At 16.9% G+C, this 4,662-nt stretch carries 3 protein-coding genes; 2 read left to right on the plus strand and 1 reads right to left on the minus strand.

Translation table 11 applies throughout. The features are described 5' to 3' along the window. Window positions 1-129 precede the first annotated feature (129 nt). Window positions 130-351, minus strand: a complete 222-nt coding sequence (rpmE, locus tag GJT96_RS02020; protein ID WP_169780535.1) for a 50S ribosomal protein L31 — start codon at window positions 349-351, stop codon at window positions 130-132. A 94-nt stretch (window positions 352-445) separates the two neighbouring features. Here rpmE and priA point away from each other — a divergent pair, with 94 nt between their 5' ends. Together priA and mnmG are read left to right on the plus strand one after the other, a co-directional pair. Beyond that, window positions 446-2,560 carry a replication restart helicase PriA gene (priA, locus tag GJT96_RS02025; RefSeq protein ID WP_169780536.1) on the plus strand — a complete coding sequence of 705 codons (2,115 nt, stop codon included), beginning with the start codon at window positions 446-448 and terminating at the stop codon, window positions 2,558-2,560. Window positions 2,561-2,615: 55 nt separating this feature from the next. Next, window positions 2,616-4,484, plus strand: coding sequence for a tRNA uridine-5-carboxymethylaminomethyl(34) synthesis enzyme MnmG (gene mnmG, locus GJT96_RS02030; RefSeq protein WP_169780537.1), 1,869 nt, complete (start codon window positions 2,616-2,618; stop codon window positions 4,482-4,484). The last annotated feature ends 178 nt before the right edge of the window (window positions 4,485-4,662 follow it).

Raw genomic sequence — 4,662 nt, forward strand, 5'->3', positions numbered from 1 at the left:
TTAAGAAAACATGTTTTATATAGAGAAAAAAAAATTAAATAAAAAATTTTTACTAATTATTAATCAATAATGATTTTTTAATTAATCATTATTGATTAATTTTAATATATTTTTTTTAAAAAAAAATATTTATTTAAATATTTTAAAATGTTTAAATTTTTTCCTAAATTTTTCAACACGTCCTTTATTATCTGTTATTTTTTGTTTACCTGTATAAAAAGGATGACATAAATAACAAACATCTAAATTTAACTCTTTATTATTTTTTAAAGTTGATTTAATATTAATTAAATTACCACATGAACATTTAGCTGTAATATTATTACACTGAGGGTGGATATTTTTTTTCATATATATTTATTTTCATTAAAAGTAGTTTATATATTTTATAAATAAAAAATTTTATTACAAGTAAATTTTTCAAAAAAAATAAAAATTTTAAATTATGAAAATTATTAAAGTTGTGATTAATAATTCTATTATAAATAATGAATTTGATTATTTATTACCAAAAAATGTCATTATTTCTGTTGGATGTAGAGTTTTAATATCGATTAAAAAAAAAAATTATATAGGTATAGTAATAAAAATTACTTATTCTCCTACAAAATCTATATATAAACTAAAATTTATATCTAAAATTATAGATAAAAAATCACTTTTTAATTTTTTAATATTAAATTTTGCAAAAAAAATTTCTCAGTATTATCAATATCCCATTGGAAGTATTTTATTTCAAATACTACCTATTTTTTTAAGAAAAAAAAATAAGTTTTTTATAGAAAAATTAGATATTTTACAAATAAAAAAAATTAATTTGTTAAATAATAATAAAATTATAAAATATTGTAATTTTAAAAAAATAAAAAAATATAATTTGACATTTAATAATGGAAAATTTCTTTCTTTATATAAAAAAGAATTTAATTTTATTCAAAAAAACACAAATTATAATTTTTATAAAAAAAATATTTGTAATATTTTAAAAAATTTTGAAAAAGAATATTTTAAAAATAAATTTTTTGTTTGGATAACACAAAATAATATAATTTTCCTTGAAAAAATTGAAATATATTTAAATATTATTAAAAAAATTTTATCACAAAAAAAACAAATACTAATAATAGTTCCTCAATATTATTTTTTTTTTCATTTGTATGAATATTTTTTATCTAAATTAGATATACATATTTGTTTGTTATATTCAAATTTTACTAATAAAAAAACATTATTGATATGGGAAAGTATTAAAAAAGGGTTAATACCTATTATTATAGGTACTAAATTTTCTATTTTTACACAATTTTTACAATTAGGATTAATAATTTTAACAGAAGAACATAATTTTATATATAGAAAAACAAACATATATAAATATAATATAAGAAATATAGCCATTTTAAGAGCTAAAACAGAAAATATTCCAATAATAATAAGTTCTAATACATTAAATGTAGAAACAATATATAATATTAATATGGGTAAATATAAATTTTTATTTAAAAATAATACAACAGTATTATATAAAAATTTTTTTAAATTTTTAATATTAGATAAAAATAAAAAAATGTTTAAATCACAATTTATTTCTAAAATATTAATACAAATGATATTGAAATGTATTAGAAATAACGAACAAATTATTATTTACTATAAATATATTGGATATTCAACTAATATTTTATGTAATTTTTGTCAAAAAATTTTAAAATGCATAGATTGTGATAATAATTTTGTTTTTTATAAAAAAATCTGGAAATTATACTGTTATTTTTGTAAAAAAATTATTAATATGTTTACTATATGTCCATTTTGTAAAAAAAAATTTTTTATAATGACGGGTATAGGAATAGAACAGTTAATTGAATTATTAAGTAATATTTTCCCAAAAACATTAATTTTAAATATAAATAATAATAATTTTTTGGAAAAATTTTTACTTATTGATAATAAAAAACCATTAATAATTATTTCATCTCAAACTCTATACAAAGAATATTTTTCCTTTTTAAAAAATAGTTTAATTATATTTTTTAATATAGATTATATTTTATTTTCTAAAAATTTTAAAACTACAGAATATTTTATACAAAATATTTTTAATATATTAAATAATCATTTAGATAAAAAAAAAAAAATGGTCATTATTCAAACATATTATCCACAAAATAAAATATTTTTAAAAATTTTTAAAGAATATAAAAATTATTATGATATGATTAATTTTCTTCTTAAAGAAAGAGAAAAAATGTTATTACCTCCTTTCACTAAACATATTTCTATAGTTTTTGAATCTAAAAATAAAAAAATTTTATTAAATTTTTTAAAAATTTTAAAAGAAAAAATAATGGAAAAATATATAAATGAAAAATATTTTATTATTATTGGACCATTATCGTTAAAACAACGTAAAAGAAAAGGTTTTTTTAGAAAACAATTAATTTTACAACATTTTTTTAAAAAAACATTAAAATTAATTATAAATTATATTTTATCTATTATAAAAAAGATTATATATTTTAAAAAAATTAAATTTATTATTAATGTTGATCCAATTTAATTATTATTTTCAAACATAAAAAAACTAAATATTTTTTAACTAGGTATATAATTTTATGTGTTATTTTAATACATTTGATGTAATAGTCATAGGTGGTGGACACGCAGGTACAGAAGCAGCTTGCGCTAGTGCTAAAATGAAAAAAAAAACTCTCTTAATTACAAATAATATAGATACGATTGGACAAATGTCTTGTAATCCAGCAATAGGAGGTATCGGTAAAAGTCATTTAGTAAAAGAAATAGATGCATTAAATGGTGTTATGGCTACAGCCATTGATTATTCGGGTATTAATTTTAAAATACTTAATTATAGTAAGGGTCCAGCTGTTAGATCTACAAGAGCACAAGCAGATAGAGAATTATATAAAACTCAAATAAAATTTTTATTACAAAAAGAAAAAAAATTAATTATTTTTCAACAAGAAGTGAAAAAAATTATAATTAAAAATTATAAAGTAACTGGTATTATGACTATAAATAATGATATTATTAATTCAAAAGTTGTAATTGTAACTACTGGTACTTTTTTAAATGGTAAAATTTATATTGGATTAAATAATAAATATACTGGAGGAAGAATTAACGATATTTCATCTGTTAATTTAGCTAATTTTTTAAATGAATTACCTATTAATAAAGGAAGGTTAAAAACAGGAACTCCTCCTCGTCTTGATAAAAGAAGTATTAATTTTTCTAAATTAGAAATACAAAATAGTGATAATCCTTTACCTTTTTTTTCTTATATTGGAAATATTAAACAACATCCTAAACAATTACCTTGTTATATTACATATACCAATAAAAAAACACATCAAATTATATTAAAAAATATAATGAAAAGTCCTATATATAATGGCTTAATAAAAGCTAAAGGACCTAGATATTGTCCATCTATTGAAGATAAAATTATTAAATTTCCAAATAAAGAAAAACATCAAATTTTTTTAGAACCAGAAGGTATTATTACTCATGAAATATATCCTAATGGAATTTCTACTAGTTTACCATTTAGTACACAATTTTTAATTATTAAATCAATTAAAGGACTTGAAAATGCATATATTACCAGACCAGGATATGCTGTAGAATATGATTTTTATGATCCTAGAGGATTAAAACTTACAATGGAAAGTAAATTTATAAAAAGATTATTTTTTGCAGGACAAATTAATGGAACTACTGGTTATGAAGAAGCAGCAGCACAAGGATTAATAGCTGGATTAAATGCTTCTCTTTTGATAGATAATAAAAAACAATGGTATCCATTAAGAAATCAAGCATATATAGGAGTTTTATTAGATGATTTATGTACTTTGGGAACAAAAGAACCTTACCGTATGTTTACATCAAGAGCAGAATATAGATTATTATTAAGAGAAAATAATGCTGACATAAGATTAACAGAAATAGGACGTAAATTAGGATTAGTAGATGATTTTCGTTGGAAAAAATTTAATGAAAAATTAGAAAATATTGAACAAGAATATCAAAAAATTAAAAATTTTTCTGTTAATTCAAATAATAAACAAAAACTAAAATTCTTATTAAAAAATTCTAATATAAAAAATATTAATGGTATAAATTTATTAAAACGTTCTGAAATAAGTTATAAAGATTTAATAAAACTAAATATACTTAATTCTGATAAAAATAAAATAGAAATTTTTGAATATATTGAAACACAATTAAAATATCAAGGATATATTAAAAGACAAGAAAAACATATAAAAAAACAAAAAAAGAATGAAAAAATATTAATACCTATAAATATTAAATTTAATAATATTAAAAGTTTATCTTATGAAGCAATAGATAAATTTAATTATTATAAACCCTATACGCTTGGCCAAGCTTCAAGAATACCTGGCATAACACCTGCAGATATTACAATACTTATGATTTATTTATTAAAAAATAAGTAATTAAAAATAAATTTATTATTTAGTAATAAATTTATATATATTTTAAAATTTAAAATATATATATTTTTACATTGTTTTAAAAAAGTAAATTTATATTTAATGAAAACATAAATTTTTTTTTCAATATTATTTTTATCATTATTTAATTATAAATTTTTTTTTAGATTTAAAATATAAG

It is taken from the genome of Enterobacteriaceae endosymbiont of Donacia piscatrix (assembly GCF_012569525.1).
Lineage (GTDB): Bacteria > Pseudomonadota > Gammaproteobacteria > Enterobacterales > Enterobacteriaceae.

What these genes read in the sequence shown, in the direction of transcription:
- rpmE (WP_169780535.1), bottom strand. Translation starts at nt 351, where the DNA reads ATGAAAAAAAATATCCACCCTCAGTGTAATAATATTACAGCTAAATGT.
- priA (WP_169780536.1), top strand. Translation starts at nt 446, where the DNA reads ATGAAAATTATTAAAGTTGTGATTAATAATTCTATTATAAATAATGAA.
- mnmG (WP_169780537.1), top strand. Translation starts at nt 2,616, where the DNA reads ATGTGTTATTTTAATACATTTGATGTAATAGTCATAGGTGGTGGACAC.